At 47.6% G+C, this 14,236-nt stretch carries 13 protein-coding genes and 1 tRNA gene; 3 read left to right on the top strand and 11 right to left on the bottom strand.

Annotated elements, in window-relative coordinates:
• Positions 1-68: 68 nt before the first annotated feature.
• The 3 genes from A1s21148_RS00615 to A1s21148_RS00605 are packed head-to-tail and all read right to left on the bottom strand — an operon-like array spanning position 69 to position 3,222.
• A complete protein-coding gene (locus A1s21148_RS00615; RefSeq protein ID WP_095670572.1) occupies positions 69-335 on the bottom strand; it encodes a DUF3263 domain-containing protein in 267 nt (88 codons plus the stop codon).
• A gap of 57 nt (positions 336-392) precedes the next feature.
• Entirely contained in the window at positions 393-1,739 is a 1,347-nt protein-coding gene (locus tag A1s21148_RS00610; RefSeq protein ID WP_095671777.1) for a pyridoxal phosphate-dependent decarboxylase family protein, read from the bottom strand.
• Positions 1,726-3,222 carry an SDR family oxidoreductase gene (locus A1s21148_RS00605; RefSeq protein WP_095670571.1) on the bottom strand — a complete coding sequence of 499 codons (1,497 nt, stop codon included), beginning with the start codon at positions 3,220-3,222 and terminating at the stop codon, positions 1,726-1,728. Before A1s21148_RS00605 ends, A1s21148_RS00610 begins: the two co-directional genes overlap by 14 nt.
• Before the next feature lie 23 nt (positions 3,223-3,245).
• On the opposite strand from A1s21148_RS00605, the gene A1s21148_RS00600 reads away from it, so the two are divergent.
• Positions 3,246-4,478 (top strand): NAD(P)/FAD-dependent oxidoreductase, encoded by a 1,233-nt coding sequence (locus A1s21148_RS00600; RefSeq protein ID WP_095670570.1) that lies wholly within the window; start codon positions 3,246-3,248, stop codon positions 4,476-4,478.
• 14 nt (positions 4,479-4,492) lie between these two features.
• The gene (locus A1s21148_RS00595; protein WP_095670569.1) at positions 4,493-5,272 is read left to right on the top strand and encodes an alpha/beta fold hydrolase; all 780 of its coding nucleotides are present in this window, start codon (positions 4,493-4,495) and stop codon (positions 5,270-5,272) included.
• Here A1s21148_RS00595 and A1s21148_RS00590 read toward each other — a convergent pair.
• Together A1s21148_RS00590 and A1s21148_RS00585 are read right to left on the bottom strand one after the other, a co-directional pair.
• Positions 5,250-5,768 (bottom strand): beta-class carbonic anhydrase, encoded by a 519-nt coding sequence (locus tag A1s21148_RS00590; protein ID WP_095670568.1) that lies wholly within the window; start codon positions 5,766-5,768, stop codon positions 5,250-5,252. The two genes, A1s21148_RS00595 and A1s21148_RS00590, sit on opposite strands and share 23 nt — an antisense overlap.
• 36 nt (positions 5,769-5,804) lie before the next feature.
• Positions 5,805-5,876: transfer RNA gene (locus tag A1s21148_RS00585), tRNA-Thr, on the bottom strand.
• A gap of 96 nt (positions 5,877-5,972) precedes the next feature.
• Between A1s21148_RS00585 and A1s21148_RS00580 the strand changes: the two genes are divergently transcribed.
• Positions 5,973-6,890, top strand: coding sequence for a Ppx/GppA family phosphatase (locus tag A1s21148_RS00580; protein WP_095670567.1), 918 nt, complete (start codon positions 5,973-5,975; stop codon positions 6,888-6,890).
• Positions 6,891-6,932: 42 nt separating this feature from the next.
• Here the strand turns inward: A1s21148_RS00580 and A1s21148_RS00575 are convergent, their stop codons facing one another.
• From A1s21148_RS00575 to ispD, 6 genes are read right to left on the bottom strand one after another with little or no spacing between them, the layout of a single operon-like run.
• On the bottom strand, positions 6,933-7,838 hold the full coding sequence (locus A1s21148_RS00575; RefSeq protein ID WP_095670566.1) for an NUDIX hydrolase: 906 nt from the start codon (positions 7,836-7,838) through the stop codon (positions 6,933-6,935).
• Positions 7,835-9,901 carry an RNA degradosome polyphosphate kinase gene (locus tag A1s21148_RS00570; RefSeq protein ID WP_095670565.1) on the bottom strand — a complete coding sequence of 689 codons (2,067 nt, stop codon included), beginning with the start codon at positions 9,899-9,901 and terminating at the stop codon, positions 7,835-7,837. Before A1s21148_RS00570 ends, A1s21148_RS00575 begins: the two co-directional genes overlap by 4 nt.
• Positions 9,902-9,956: 55 nt before the next feature.
• Positions 9,957-10,733 carry an SGNH/GDSL hydrolase family protein gene (locus A1s21148_RS00565; protein ID WP_095670564.1) on the bottom strand — a complete coding sequence of 259 codons (777 nt, stop codon included), beginning with the start codon at positions 10,731-10,733 and terminating at the stop codon, positions 9,957-9,959.
• A 13-nt stretch (positions 10,734-10,746) separates the two neighbouring features.
• Complete coding sequence (gene rlmB / locus A1s21148_RS00560) at positions 10,747-11,685, bottom strand: 23S rRNA (guanosine(2251)-2'-O)-methyltransferase RlmB (protein ID WP_095670563.1); 939 nt, start codon at positions 11,683-11,685, stop codon at positions 10,747-10,749.
• Complete coding sequence (gene cysS, locus A1s21148_RS00555) at positions 11,686-13,089, bottom strand: cysteine--tRNA ligase (protein WP_095670562.1); 1,404 nt, start codon at positions 13,087-13,089, stop codon at positions 11,686-11,688. It abuts the gene before it with no gap.
• A 23-nt stretch (positions 13,090-13,112) separates the two neighbouring features.
• Positions 13,113-14,234: a 2-C-methyl-D-erythritol 4-phosphate cytidylyltransferase gene (gene ispD / locus A1s21148_RS00550; RefSeq protein WP_095670561.1), complete on the bottom strand. Its 1,122-nt coding sequence runs from the start codon at positions 14,232-14,234 to the stop codon at positions 13,113-13,115.
• Positions 14,235-14,236 lie beyond the last annotated feature (2 nt).

Raw genomic sequence — 14,236 nt, 5'->3', positions numbered from 1 at the left:
CGAGAGTGCTAACGCCAAATCTAGACGGTCTTATTCCCTGTCGCAAAACGAGGGCGGTGAATTGGTTGTTATCGGGCTGAACGCGCACTCATACGAGCCTCACGGAGGCGGCGCAGGCGCTTAACGAGCATTGGAGAGGCCGCTAGGGCATCGTCCCGGTCGATCAGGTCATTGAGTAGTTGGTAGTAACGAGGAGCGGTGAGGTCAAAGAGCTCTTTAATTGCAGATTCTTTTGCACCGGCAAAGCGCCACCAATTGCTCTCGAAATCAAGGATGCGTACTTCGAGGTCGGAGAGTGAAGAACCCTGCACATCATTATTTTCGAGCGCTGACATGGAGTAAATCTTAAACCAGCAGTAGCAGAAATTGTGGGATTTACACCTTACTAAATTTTAAAGAGTATCCAAGATCATAGATATATCTGTGATCTTCGTCCAAGGGTTAACTATCGCAAAGCGCAAGATTGATTGGCCTTTATCTGATGATGGTGGGATAAAGCCGATCTGATCAGCCAATAATTTATCGCTCCACTTTTGATAATCACTTGGCGCCCAACCTTTGCGAGTAAAGGCAACAATAGAAAGTTCAGGTTCGTGAATCAAATCTAAATTGGGATGTTGGCGAACAAGTTCGGCGGCATCGCGAGCCACGGTAAGTGTTTCCTCCATCGCTTCGGTGTAAGCATCTGTGCCATGTGCTGCAAGTGAAAACCAGAAAGGTAATCCGCGGACACGACGCGTTAAGTGAATTGCATAATCCGCCGGTGACCAAGTGTCATCATGCAAAGTTTCCAAATATGAAGCGTGCTGAGTGTGAACTTCTTTGGCAAGATCTGGATTGCGATAGATAAGTGCGCAGGCATCGAATGGCGCAAAGAGCCACTTATGTGGATCAACGATTAAAGAGTCGGCTTGTTCTACACCGTTAAATTTCGCGCGCACAGACGGTGCACAAAGCGCTGCAAGACCGTAAGCGCCATCAACGTGGAACCAAATATCGCGAGCATGTGTTGCTTCGGCAATTGTTGCTAGGTCATCAATGATTCCGAGGTTTGTAGTTCCGCCAGTTGCAACAACAGCAAAGACGCGGGTTTGCGTTGTGGCATGCAATTGATCAATTGCCGCACCAAGTGCATCGCCATGCATCTTGCGATCAGCACCTGGCTCAATCTTTAGAAGTTCAACGTCCATGATTTGTGCAGCGCTAGCAATTGATGAATGAGCCTCTGCACTGCAGGCAATTGCCCAACGTGAAGTATTTGGATATTTCGTGCGTGCTGCAGCGCGCGCCACAACCAGCGCAGAAAGATTTCCAATAGTTCCACCTTGCACAAAAACACCACCGGCAGATTGTGGAAGTCCAGCTAAATCTGCGATCCAACGAAGTGCTTGGTTTTCAGCAAAGACTGCGCCCGCACCTTCTTGCCAAGATCCCCCATAAAGTGAACTGGCACCAACAACTAGGTCGAAGAGATTCGAGTATTCAGTTGGTGCAGATGGAATAAAGGCTAAGTTGCGCGGGTGATCTGTTGAGATACAGGCCTTTGCTAAAACATTTGTAAATACTTCGAGTGCTTCATGTCCGCCTAAACCTTTTGCGGTGATGGTGTTGCCAACTTCTTGAAATAAATCTTCAGCGGTACGCGGACCATCTAGCGGTGGATCATCTTTTAAGCGCAGCAGGCTGTATGCCAGGATCTCGTTGGCAAGGGATTCGACCTCTGAATTAAAGGCGTGAATTGGCATGGTCGGTGCGATTGGCCTTTCGAATCAGATTTCGCATCATCGTTGGGAAAACAAAGATGTGGAAGGGAAGTACAAAGTACCAATACAACTGACCGCCTAAACCACGTGGCGAGAAGCTAGCTTCTTGTACAACAGTGCGATCGGTTCCGTTATCGATAACGCTAAATTCAAGCCAAGCTTTTCCCGGCAGAACCATTTCGGCATAAAGTTTTAAACGCTTACCGCGTTCTAACTCTTCAACGCGCCAGAAATCTAAACTGTCACCAACGCGCAGAGTTAGCGGATCGCGCCGGCCACGGCGAAGTCCGACTCCACCGAAGATGCGATCTAATAAACCGCGTAAGAACCAGAGAAAATCGGCGCCGTAGTAACCGTTTTCGCCGCCAATACTTTCAATTGCCTGCCACACGGAGGCTGCACTTGCTTCAGTATTTGATTCGCGACGATCGCGCAGAACCATTTCACCCGCCCATTCGGGATCACCTTGCGCTTTCTGCCAAGGCGCAGTTGGAAATGCGGCATCAGACCAACGAGTAATCACATCGCGATCTGCAATACGAGAAAGCGCCAAGGTGATTGCGCCTTCGACATCGATAAAACCTTCTGGTGGTGGCGCGATAATTGCGTCAATGCTCTTTGCTGGATCTGCAACTACTTCGCTAATCAAAGATTCAACAAGTGGGCGTGCAAGCGATGTTGGCACTGGCGTTACAAAACCGATCCATAGTGAAGAAAGTTTTGGGGTTAAAACTGGTACCTGAACAATCCAACGTTTACGCAGGCCAGATAACTTGGCAAATTTCTGCATCATGTCAGCGTAAGAGAGAACTTCTTTGCCGCCGATGTCACAAACCTTGCCCACCGGCTTTTCAAGTGAAGCAGCTTTACGCAAGTAATACAGCGCATCGCGGATGGAAATTGGTTGCGTTAAATTCGAGACCCATTTTGGCGTAGTCATAATCGGCAGGCGGTGAGTTAGGTGGCGCAACATCTCAAAGGAAGCTGATCCCGAACCGATAATGATTCCAGCGCGAAGTTCTAAAACAGGAACAGATGTTGAAGCTAACTGTGCACCTGTATTCATGCGAGATGCTAAGTGCTGGCTACGGTTCTTATCGTTAGCAATTCCACCTAAGTAAACGATCTGCTTAACGCCTTGCTTTTCTGCAGCAACTGCAAAATTACGCGCCATCTCAGATTCAATATCGTCGAAGTTTTTACCTAAATTAATAGAGTGCAAAAGATAGAAAGCGGTATGCACGCCCTTGAGAGCGCGATCCAAATCTGAAATTACAGTGGCGTTGCCTTCAACGATATTGACATCCTTAGCCCACGGTTGATCGGCAACTTTCTGCGCATCGCGTACCAAAATTCGCACATCGCATTTATCGCTTACGAGGTCGCGTACCAAACGGCCGCCGACATAGCCCGATGCGCCAGTTACAAGTATCAAACGCCCTGAGTTCTGCGAGTTCATGGTGGAGAGCCTAGACTCTGCACATGGCTTCTTCTAATCGACCTCGCGTCGTAATTCTAGGCGCAGGCTTTGGCGGGCTAACCGCAGCCAAGGCGCTATCGAAAGACGCCGATGTAACCGTTGTTGATCGCCACAACTTTCAAACATTTCTGCCTTTGCTCTACCAGGTAGCAACTGCTGGCCTTGCTGCAGACCATGTGGCGCATCCAGTCCGAGGCGCACTGCGCAAGAGCGGCGTGAAATTCCGAATGGGTTCCCCAATCTCGGTTGATCACAAAAACAAATCAGTAAAGCTTGATTCATCAGAAGTACTTGAATTCGATCATTTAATCGTTGCACTCGGTTCAGCAACTGCAGATTTCGGAGTTACAGGTGTAAATGAGCATGCACTTGGTATGAAGAGCGTGCATGAAGCAATTGGTATTCGCGCTGAGGTAATGCGCCGTTTTGAGGATCTCTGTCGCTTTGAAGATCAGACCCGACTTTCACTTAGCGTTGTCGGCGGCGGTCCAACTGGCGTTGAAATGGCTGGTGCTCTTGCTGAGCTAAAACGTGGTCCCCTTAAGAACGATGAGGCAAATGCCGCAGAACATATCGATATCTACTTGATTGAAGCAGGGCCAAGAATCTTGCCGATGTTTAGCGAAAAGTTGTCTGCGCGAGCTAAGAAAGATTTAGAGAAACTTGGCGTCAAGGTTCTGCTCAATACCGCTGTGCAACAAGTAAAGCCACGTCAGATTCTTGTTAAGGATGGATCTGTAATTCCATCAGAGGTAACCATCTGGGCAGCCGGCGTTAAAGGTGAACCAACTGGTGGGCTACTTAACTTGCCACTTGAAGGAACCCGCATCAGCGTTGCGCAGAACTTGCAGGTTAATCACTACCCACATATTTGGGCGATCGGTGATATCTCTAGCGCAAAGGGCGCAGATGGTGGTTTCTTGCCGATGGTTGCACCAGTTGCGATGCAACAAGGACGTTGGGTTGCAAAACAGATTATGCGTGCCGCGCGCGGACACGCGCTACAAGATTTCAAGTATTTGGATAAAGGTTCAATGGCAACGATCGGTCGCCACAAAGCAGTTGTGCAATTTAAAGGCATTCAGATCACAGGAATTCCAGCTTGGTATGCCTGGTTGTGGTTGCATTTGTTCTACTTACTTGGCGGGCGCAACAAGATCGGCACTATCGCCGATTGGACCTGGAACTATTTAACATTCGACCGCGGCAATCGCCACATCATGGATAGCCTGTAGCCAAAGCAGCAACCATGCCTGACTACATTGATTTACGTGGACACCAAACCTATTCATACGAATGGGAGAACAACGGTGAAGCAGTTCTACTTCTGCACGGTGGCTTAAGCCAAACTTCGCACTGGGATTATGTCTTAACGCCTGATCTAGAACCTGATTTTCATTTATTTGCCTACGATCGCACTGGACATGGCTACACGGGCGATCAAGCAGGTTCTTTTCATTTTGATTTTCAAATCCGTGAAGCAATTGCCTATCTAGAAGATGTCGTCAAAGAGCCCGCACATTTAATTGGTTGGTCAGATGGCGGAATCATTGCGATGTCGGTTGCGATTGCTCGCCCCGAGCTAGTTAAATCGCTGATTCTCGTCGGGGCTAACTACCACCCGTCTGGAGCAGTGACTCATCTTCCTTTTGTAGAACCAAGCGAAGAAGATAAGGCTGAATATGCTGCAACTTCACCCGATGCTCCACACACTCAAAATGAAAAAATTAAAAAAATGTTAAAGATTTGGGAATCTGAGCCTGACGTCCCTCTTACAGAATTAGCAAAAATCGAATGTCCAACGCTTTTTATTGCTGGCGATGATGATGTTTTCTCTCACGAACACACCCTCGATATGTATCGCGCGGTCGAGTTAAGCCAGTTAGCGATAATTCCAGGAACATCACATATTGCACCTAAGGAAAAACCAGCGCTATTTATTGCGATTGTCCATCAATTCTTAATGGATCTCAATTATCCAGTAACCAAGATGCCGATTCGGCGAGTTAGCAATCAACCGGAACAATAGTTCCGGTCTTAACATCATAAATTGCACCGGCAACGGTGACGCCATCACGCAAAAGTGGATAAGCGCGAATACGGTTTACATCGACCGCTAGCGCCGCCTTTTGATCACGCGTAGTACGAAATTCAAGTGAGCGCGTATCGACGCCGAATTTCTCGTCAATCAGCGCATGGATATCTGCTTCATCGCCACGCGCCATCGCGCAATCGGTATGTGGCATAACCAGGATGCGCTTTACATTTAAAAGATATGTAGCGAGCACCAAGGTGCGGATAACGTCCTCTGTAACTCGAGCCCCGGCGTTGCGTAGGATCTTGGCATCGCCAGATCGCATGCCCACAACTGAAAGCGGATTAATACGAGAATCCATGCAGGTTACGATCGCTAAACCTTTTGCCGCTGAACCGGTTAATTCGGAGTACTGAAACGACTTTGTGTATTCAGCATTCGCGGCGAGCAGATCATCAAATTGTTCGTGAGGAAACGAATAATCTTTCATCGTTACCCCTTCTTCTATCGGGTCAAAACTTTCCAGAGCCCCCCGTCAGGATTGAACTGACGACCTGCGCATTACAAGTGCGCTGCTCTACCACTGAGCTAGAGAGGCTTGCTACCGATTAAGGCAACGGGCGTAATTATGGCAGTTATTGGCGCAATGTAAAAATCAACGAGATTAGGGCGCTAGACAGGTAGGTTTGGCCGCATGCGATTGGGCGTTCTAGATGTGGGTTCTAATACCGTCCACCTCCAAGTAGTTGATGCCCACCCAGGAGCACGACCAAGCCCAGCAACTAATCAAAAAGTTGAACTACGCCTTCACGAGTATTTAAACATTTCTGGCGAGATAGCTCCCGAAGGCGTTGAGTTGCTTGAAACTGCGATAGCCGATGCAATTTCACACGCTAAAGAGTTTAAGACTGAAGAAATCTTGGCATTTGCGACATCTGCTATACGTGATGCTAAAAATGGAAAAGAAATATTGCTTCAGATCAATAAGAAGTTCGATATAGATCTACAAGTGCTCTCTGGAGATGATGAAGCTCGAATGACATTTTTAGCAGTGCGCCGCTGGCTCGGTTGGTCGAGCGGGAGACTTTTAGTTTTAGATATTGGCGGTGGATCGCTTGAAATTGCTGTAGGTGATGACGAGAGCGCCGAAGCAACTGTTTCGTTGCCACTTGGTGCATCACGCCTGACACGTGAATATCTTTCTTCGGATCCACACACTTCTAAAGAGATAAAGTCTTTGGAAAATTATGTAATTGAGGCAGTGAAGAGTTCGGTACCCGAAGATATTATGGAACATATCGCAGATCACTTCGTTGCAACCAGTAAAACTTTTAGAACGCTGGCTCGTCTTGGCGAACATTGGTTTGATGACAATCCAAAATATTTAAAGATTAACTCGCTCACAAAAATGATTCCGAAGCTTCAGGCGATGTCCAATAAGGAACGTGCTGAGCTACCCGGAGTTTCACAGAGCCGCGCACGGCAGATTGTCGCTGGTGCGATTGTTGCCCGAACAACCATGGAACGTTTGCATATCAATGAACTTGAGATCTGCCCTTGGGCTCTGCGCGAAGGTATTGTTTTACGCTGGCTAGACTGGATGGAACGCTAACTTTATTTAGACCTTGTTTTAGACCTTGTTTTAGACCTTGTTTTAAACTATGGGTTCGTCTATCCAATCGCAGGCAATAACTTCTCCAGTACGGCAATGCAAGATAATTGCTTGGGCTGGCTCCAATTCGCGATCCATTGATTTAAAGTACTTTTTGCCAACTAATTTCTTAACCAACTTAGGAATAATTGGGTTATGGCTACAAACTATCGCTGGAATACCACGATCCATTAAATCTTGAATGTAATCCAATGAGACTTCTTTATCCTTTTCATACCCGTATTCAGATAAATCGGCAGAGAAGATTGGAATTATCTCCATAGCGCGAGTCAATGGTTCAACAGTTTCGGTGCAGCGCAGAGCATCAGAGGTGTGAACTTCTTTTATCCCGTATGGAAGATAAATTGGGAGCAAGCGCTTTGCCTGTAACTGACCTTTATGCTCGAGAGGACGATCGCCATCATCGCCGCTCCACTCGGTACGTTTTAACGCTTTGGCATGGCGCAACAAAATGATTGGGAAGGTATCTGTTCCAAACTCCAAGAAATAATCAACAATCTTTCGATCATCTTTATTTGTCAGACGCTCTTTGGCTAGCTTTGGTGAAAGCCACTCGAGTTGATCTACCTCTTCTGGATTAGGAGATCCTTCTTGAATATCGCTTGCTTGCGCCGCCCAGTAACGCACTTCTTTAGGTGCACCTTCCAGCTTGTAAACAACTACGCCAATTTCAGGACCGAAAGTAGATGTGTAGCCAGTCTCTTCCAAAACTTCACGGTAAGCAGTTGCGATATGTGATTCGTTATTTTCTACTTTGCCTTTAGGAAGTGACCAATCGTCATAACGAGGACGGTGAATAACGGCAATCTCGATTTCGGATTCAGAGCTTTTACGCCATAAAACAGCGCCTGCGGCTTGGATTAGCGGTGCGCCATCTTCTTTACTCATGGCCTAGCCTTTCGATAACGCTTTACGTAAATACCCTGCAAATCTTGCAAAGGCTCACCTGATTTATCTGTCGTTACCCGCTTCCAGGAATCGGCGTCCTGGTGCCAGCTTGCTGTTTCGTCGCTGATGGAAAGATCGATTAACTCTTGCAATGAGCTCTTATGCGCTGGGCGCTCAATACGCACCAAGCTTTCTACTCGGCGATCAAGGTTTCGGTGCATTAAATCTGAACTACCGATCCAGTATTCATTATCGCCGCCATTAACAAAATGATAAATACGAGAATGCTCAAGGAATCTTCCCAAAATTGATCGAACTCGAATGTTTTCAGATAGACCTTTAATGCCAGGGCGGATCGCACATATACCGCGGATGATTAAATCGATTTTTACACCAGCAGAAGATGCCTGATATAGCGCTTCTACAAATTCTTCATCAAGCAGTGAATTGAGCTTCATCTGAATGCCGGCTGGCTTGCCAGCCTTCGCATTTGCGATTTCATTTTCGATTTTTTCTAACAAGCCGGTACGAAGGGTACGTGGAGCAACTAATAGCCTTGAGTAAGTTGAGTGAGGTGCAAAACCTGATAATTGGTTGAACAGTTTTGTTAGATCTTCCGTTAAAACAGTATCTGCGCTAAGAATTCCTAAATCTTCATAAAAGCGCGCAGTCTTTGGATTGTAATTTCCAGTACCAATATGGCAGTAGAGACGTAGGCCTTGCGATTCATCACGCACGACGAGTGAGAGTTTGGCATGAGTTTTAAGGCCCATCAATCCATAAACCACGTGCACACCAGCTGCTTCTAACTTTCGCGCCCAGCGCACATTGGCCTGCTCGTCAAAGCGAGCACGAATTTCAATAACTGCTAGAACTTGCTTACCCGCCTCGGCAGCTTCAATCAGTGCTTCAATGATTGGTGAATCACCAGATGTTCTGTAGAGCGTCTGCTTAATCGCAAGCACATTCGGATCTTGTGCGGCATGCTGCAAGAACTGAACTACTGAAGAAGTGAAGGATTCATAGGGGTGGTGGAGCAATATTTCACCCTGGCGAATCGCGGCAAAGAAAAGATCTGGCTCTTCGGAATCTACTTCACTAAGGGCCGCGGCAGTTCTTGATCTAAATGCTGGGTACTTCAACTTTGGTAGATCTAAATCTGCAATCTTTGTTAAATCGGTTAAATCCAAGGGCGCGGGAAGCGAAAGAACGTTTGCAGGGTTTATATCTAACTCCTGGCAGAGTTTATCTAGTAAGTGCTTATCAATACCTTCTTCAATTTCCAGTCGAACCGGCGGACCAAAACGGCGGCGGGCAAGTTCTTGCTCTAGTGAATCAAGTAAATCTTCAGTGTCTTCATCTTCAAGTTCAATATCTTGATTTCTCGTAATACGAAATGTGTAGTGATCTTGAATCAACATTCCTGGGAAGAGTTCTTGTAGGTGAATTGAAATCAGATCTTCTAGCAGTAAAAAGCGCTTGCTATTTGCTGCCGGGCTTACTGAAACTAAGCGCGAAAGTATCGGTGGAACCTTAACGCGCGCAAAGTACTCTTCAGAGCTCTTCGGGTTCTTGACGATAACTGCCAGGTTTAGAGATAACCCAGAGATATATGGAAATGGGTGAGATGGATCTACGGCTAGCGGCGTAAGTACCGGAAAGATGCGATCGCTAAAAATACGTGAGACGTGGTTTCGTTCATCATCGGATAGATCATCCCAGCGAATAATCTCGATATCGTGGCTCTTAAGTTCAGGGGTTATCGTTTTCTTAAAGAGGTTTGCATGGCGCAGCGTTAACTCTTTAACTCGCTCTGAGATTGCGGCAATTAATTCAGCTGCGGTATAACCGGCAGAGTTAACCAGGTGCGGATTAGATTCAAGTTTGCCAAGAACTGAAGCAACTCGAACCATATAGAACTCATCTAAATTTGATGCAAAAATTGTTAGGAAGCGAACTCGTTCAAGAATTGGAATTGAACTATCTTCAGCCATTTCGAGCACACGCTCGTTAAAGGAGAGCCAACTTAGCTCTCGATCAATTAAATGAGCAGCTTCAGGCATGGGCTAAGTCTCTCTTGCTTAAGTGAATATTGAGTAATCGGTAGGTGGACAGCGGCTAAACGGGCCAGCTTGTGGGGGTTGGGTACTTAGCGGTGCGTCCATCACCCGATGATTTTCCGCGAAGACGGCGCCAGACCCATGGAAGTGCAAAGGTAAAGAACCAGATCGCAGATATTGCGCGCTTCTTTAACCAGGGAGTTTGCTGAGCAGGTGGAAGTGGAATTCGCCAAGCCGGATCGAATTGGTAACCCAACTTTTCTAACAACGCTTGCGCAACTCGGTGGTGGCCTTCGGCATTTAAATGTAAACGATCAAATGCTAAGAAACGGCTATCGCTAAAGAACGCCTCTCCATTTGCATCGATAACAATTGCTCCAACTTCTGCTCCAACTTTACGAACGATCTTATTGAATTCGCTAAAGCGCGCTGCCCATACATCTGAACCACGTCCTGTATTTCCCGTGCGTTCTAAAACTGTAAAGAGCATGAGGGTTGCACCGGATGCGGCGGCGCGACGTACAGCGTCTGCATATAAAGCTTGCGCGACTTCAGGTTTATAACTTGGGCGAAGCGCATCATTGGCACCTGCGTGAAAAGTCAGCAACGTCTCTGGCCCTGTTACATAGGAAAGCGCCACAGGAAGTTGGTCATCAATTACCTGCTTTAACAACTTTCCACGGATGGCTAAATTCGCGTAACTAAAACCATCTACCTCCTTCGCCATTACATCTGCAAGGCGATCGGCCCAACCGCGATATTGCCCATTGATAATTTCATCGGACATACCTTCGGAGTACGAATCTCCACAGACAATTAAACGTGTGTACTTCATCTATCTGTGACCTTTACTTGCGACGTTGCTCGTCTACCCAGAAGAGCGCGATTGAAGTTGCAACGCTGGCGTTTAGAGATTCGGTAGTTGCACGCATTGGGATTGAGACAACAAGATCGCACTTTTCGCGCACTAGGCGGGAAAGACCTTTTCCTTCACTGCCAACAACGATCATTACATTCTCTTTCGCAACCTTCATACCGCTCAAAGTCTCATCAGATTCGCCATCTAGGCCTATAACAAAGCAGCCCAGCTTCTTGGCATCATCAATTGTGCGCGCCATATTGGTTACTTGTGCAACCGGCAGACGCGCTGCAGCACCAGCTGAAGATTTCCAAGCGGATGCGGTCATTGCCGCTGCGCGACGTTCGGTCATAACAACTCCTGCTGCACCAAATGCTGCTGCGCTTCGCACAATTGCACCGAGGTTACGAGGATCGGTTACGCCATCGAGTGCCACAATCAAGATCGGGTGGTTTGCGCGTTCGGTAATTTCTTGGAATGAAGAGTATTGGTAAGGCTTAATCGCCAAGATTATTCCTTGGCTATTAGCGTTGATGCCTTCAAGTTCTGCACGGTGTACTTCACGAATCGGAAGTTGGTGATGCAGCGCAAGTTGCAATGATTCAGCGACGCGATCATCGACATCGATACTGCGTGCAACGATTAACTCGGTTGCCGGAACGCTGGCACGAAGTGCTTCAAGGACTGCGTTACGACCAGAAACAATTTCTCCCTTTGGTCGTTCGCTTCGACCAGTGCGAGTACGCGGCGAAACTTTCTTTTCGGCAGCCTTCTTACGCTTTGCCGCTGCGTGGTACGGACGATCTTCTGCCTTAGGCGTTGGACCTTTACCTTCTAAGCGACGTTTGTTTTTTCCACCAGTGCCACCAGTTGGTCCCTTTTTAGAACTTGATCGAGCTGCGCCACGAGGTTTTGCAGTGCCGGCCATTTACTTCTCGCTTATCTGTGAGATAGACCAACGTGGCCCTTGTGCTGTGTCTTCAATAATAATTCCAAGTGCCGCTAATCCATCGCGAATCTGATCTGATGCGGCAAAGTCTTTGCGTTCGCGCGCTGCTGTTCGCTGGGCCAAAGCCAATTGAATCACGCCATCGAGTGCATCTGTTAAATCAGCGCCACCACTTGTCACAAATACTGGATCAAAGGGATCGCAACCAAGTATTTCTAGCGCACCGCGAATTTCATTTGCGGATTGCGAAATCTGCGCTTTATCGCCGGAAGTAATTGCGCTATTGCCTAAGCGAAGCGCTTCAGAGATGCCCGCAAGCGCTGTTGGCACTGCTAAATCATCATTCATAGCATCGGTAAAACCTTGAGAAATAACAGGTGTTGGCTGCGCACCAAGGATTTCAGTGGCGCGAGTTAGGAAACCTTCGATGCGACGGAAAGCTGTCGCAGATTCGGCAAGTGCTTCGTGTGAAAACTCAAGCATCGAACGGTAATGCGCACTGCCTAAATACCAACGCAATTCAATACCGCGCACTGTCTTTAACAACTCTGCGACCTGTAGCGAATTGCCAAGCGACTTCGACATTTTTTCACCAGATGCGGTCACCCAAGCGTTATGCACCCAGCGCTTTGCAAAGGCGTAACCTGCAGCTTCCGACTGCGCGATCTCGTTCTCGTGGTGCGGGAAGATTAAATCAAGTCCGCCGCCATGAATATCAAATGCTTCACCTAAGTAAGTGTGTGCCATCGCAGAACATTCGAGGTGCCAACCAGGGCGTCCTGCTCCCCAGGGAGTTGGCCAAGATGGATCTCCGGGCTTTGCCGCTTTCCAAAGCGCAAAGTCACGTGGATCTTTCTTGTAAGTCTCATCTGCATCAGCAGCCGGTTGTAGATCATCAACCTTCTGGCGAGAAAGCGTTAAATAAGATTGAAGTTTGCGAACTTCAAGATAAACATCGCCATTGCCTGGTGCATATGCCGCACCACGTTCGATAAGCAGTGTCATTAACTCGATCATCTGGGTGACGTGACCAGTTGCGCGTGGTTCGTAAGTTGGAGGTTGCACATTTAGCGCTGCATAAGCTTCGGTGAAAGCACGTTCGTATTTCATCGCGACTGCCCACCAAGGCGCTTTTTCGTGCACAGCCTTATGCAAAATCTTGTCATCGATATCAGTGACGTTGCGGATAAAAGTTACGTTGTAACCAGATTTAGTTAACCAACGACGCAAGATGTCGAAGTTAACGCCAGAGCGCACATGGCCGATATGAGGAGGTGCCTGAACAGTTGCACCGCAGAGATAAATGCCGACTTCGCCAGCTTTTAGCGGAACAAATGGGGATGTGGTTCGCGTTAGCGTGTCATATAAAGATAGCGAACTCATTGGCTAAGTCTATCTTGCAAGGCTTATTTAGAATAAATCAGCGCAGATGCAATGGCTGCAATGCCCTTGCCTTCACCGGTTAGGCCCATTCCATCGGTAGTTGTTGCAAGTAACGCTACTTCTGCACCACCCAAAGCCGTGGAAAGCGATGCAATCGCTTCGGCGCGACGTGAACCGATCTTTGGACGATTGCCGATTACTTGCACTGATACATGTGAAATTGCGTATCCGCTCTTTTCAACTAGTGCGAGAGTTTCCTTAAGCAGTGTTGTTCCAGATGCACCCTTGTATTCCGGTTTATTTGTGCCGAAGTTTGAACCTAAATCACCGAGTCCACTTGCGGCAAATAAAGCATCGCAAATTGCATGCGCTGCAACATCGCCATCAGAGTGGCCTTCGACGCCATCTTGATCTGGCCATAACAAACCTGCGAGCCATAGTTGGCGTCCGGCTTCGAAGTGATGAGCATCCACGCCAACACCAGATTTAAAGTTCGTTGATTTTCCTAAGAACTGCAGCGCTGTTGCCATATCGGCAGGAGTCGTAATTTTGATCGCCCGTTCTTCGCCTTCGATTACGCGAACTGGTTTACCAAGTGATTCAACAAGGGCTGCATCATCTGTTGCTTCACCAGATTGGGCGTGTGCTTGGCTAATCAATTTATATGTGAAGCCTTGGGGAGTTTGCACGCGACGCATAGCAGCGCGATCTGGAGTTGATGTAACAATTCCGCTGGCATCAACAATTTTTACGGTATCTGTTTGGGCAAGTCCTGGAATTACAGCGACGTCACCACTCTTAAGAGCTGCAACAACGCGCTTTGCTAAATCAGGAGAAGCAAGTGCACGAGCAGCATCGTGGATCAAAACGTACTCAGCGTCTGCAGAAACTTTAGATAAACCGATGCGAACGCTCTCAGAACGTGTAGCGCCACCGGTTACAACAGTTATGCCATCGCCAACCAGGGTTTGAATCTCTTTTTCATACCCGCTAGGTGCGGTAACAATTATTTGATCAGCAACTGAAGAGATAGCAGAAACGGCATGCTCAATAAGGGTGCGATCACCAAGTTGGATTAAGGCTTTGGGAATTGCTGCGCCGAATCTTTCGCCGCTACCTGCAGCAGCAATGATTGCGGCGATCATGA

Source organism: Candidatus Planktophila lacus, assembly GCF_002287925.1.
GTDB classification, from domain to species: Bacteria; Actinomycetota; Actinomycetes; order Nanopelagicales; family Nanopelagicaceae; genus Planktophila; species Planktophila lacus.
This window is presented reverse-complemented; position numbering and strand designations above follow the sequence as displayed.